The sequence below is a fragment of the Bradyrhizobium sp. SZCCHNPS1003 genome, assembly GCF_032381555.1.
Lineage (GTDB): Bacteria > Pseudomonadota > Alphaproteobacteria > Rhizobiales > Xanthobacteraceae > Bradyrhizobium.
The window spans coordinates 1-1,411 of the sequence record NZ_JAUHIU010000048.1 but is presented as its reverse complement, the minus strand read 5'-3'; the positions used below and the strand labels follow the sequence as shown (position 1 = coordinate 1,411).

At 61.2% G+C, this 1,411-nt stretch carries 1 protein-coding gene; it reads left to right on the top strand.

The window, feature by feature from the left end; all coding sequences use genetic code 11:
* Positions 1 to 44: 44 nt before the first annotated feature.
* The coding region (locus QX126_RS33495) for an IS30 family transposase (RefSeq protein WP_315786893.1) at positions 45 to 1,411 on the top strand (1,367 nt) is incomplete at its 3' end.

Below are 1,411 nucleotides of genomic sequence, written 5' to 3'. Positions count from 1 at the left end.
GGTGGATTCAATTGGTCGTCGCAACACTCGATGAGGAGGTTGCGATGGGCATTCGAAAGAAACGGTCAACGCGGGGCAAGCTGGGATCATTGGGGCGCCCACCAGTTGCGGGGCGTGCGGAACAGCAGAAATTTTGGCGTGGGATTGCCGCTGGATTGAACAGCGAGAATGCTGCGCTGGCTGCTGGATTATCGGATGCTGTCGGCCCCCGATTATTTCGAAAAGCGGGCGGCGTGGCACCGGCAATGTTCCGACCTTCAGCGAAGCCGCTCTCCGGACGGCACCTCTCCTTTTCTGAGCGCGAAGAGATTGCGCTGCTGAATGCGCAGCGCCATTCTGTACGAGAGATAGCACGGCGCCTCAATCGGTCTCCCTCGACCATCTCCCGTGAACTCGATCGCAATGCAGCCACGCACGGCGGCAAGATGGCCTATCGGGCGACGGCCGCCCAGTGGCATGCAGATCGATCGGCCCGGCGTCCTAAGCCGAGCAAGCTTGCAAGCAACGCCGCCTTGCGCGCTTATGTTGAAGAGCGGCTTGCAGGGTTTGTCGCGCCTCCAGGCGGCGTTCGGCGGAAGGCCGGTCGTGCGGGCTCTAGCCAGGATCAGGGGTGGACGAAAGCGTGGAGTCCCGAGCAGATTGCCCGGCGCTTGCCGATCGACTTCCCGGATGACGAGGCGATGCGCATCAGCCACGAAGCCATTTACCAGGCGCTTTTTGTTCAGGGCCGAGGAGCGCTGAAACGCGAGTTGTCGTCCTGTTTGCGAACGGGACGTGCGCTGCGCGTGCCCCGAGCGCGTACGCGGAAGCGCAGCAAAGGCTTCATATCGCCGGAGATCATGATCAGTGAGCGTCCGGCCGAAGTCGCGGATCGAGCTGTGCCGGGACATTGGGAAGGAGATCTGATCGTCGGCTCCGCCAGCTCGGCAATCGGCACGCTGGTCGAACGCAGCACGCGGTTTACAATGCTCCTGCACCTTCCACGGTTGCCGGGGTTTGACGACGGCCCACGTACGAAGGATGGGCCTGCGCTCTCCGGACACGGAGCTGAAGCGGTACGCGATGCGATCACGCGCACCATCGTCACCTTGCCCAAAGAACTCCGCCGCTCGCTAACCTGGGATCAGGGGACCGAAATGGCTCAACACAGTGACCTCAAGATCGATACAGACCTTCAGATCTACTTCTGCGATCCAAGAAGCCCCTGGCAACGTGGCACGAACGAGAACACGAATGGCCTGCTGCGGCAGTACTTCCCGAAAGGTACCGATCTGAGCGTCTACGATGCTGACGAGATCGCCGCCGTGGCCGCAGCGCTCAATTCCCGACCGAGAAAGACGCTAGGATGGAAAACTCCAGCAGAGGCGCTTGACGAGCTGCTGTCACGAATGAAAACACTGGGTGTTGCGAC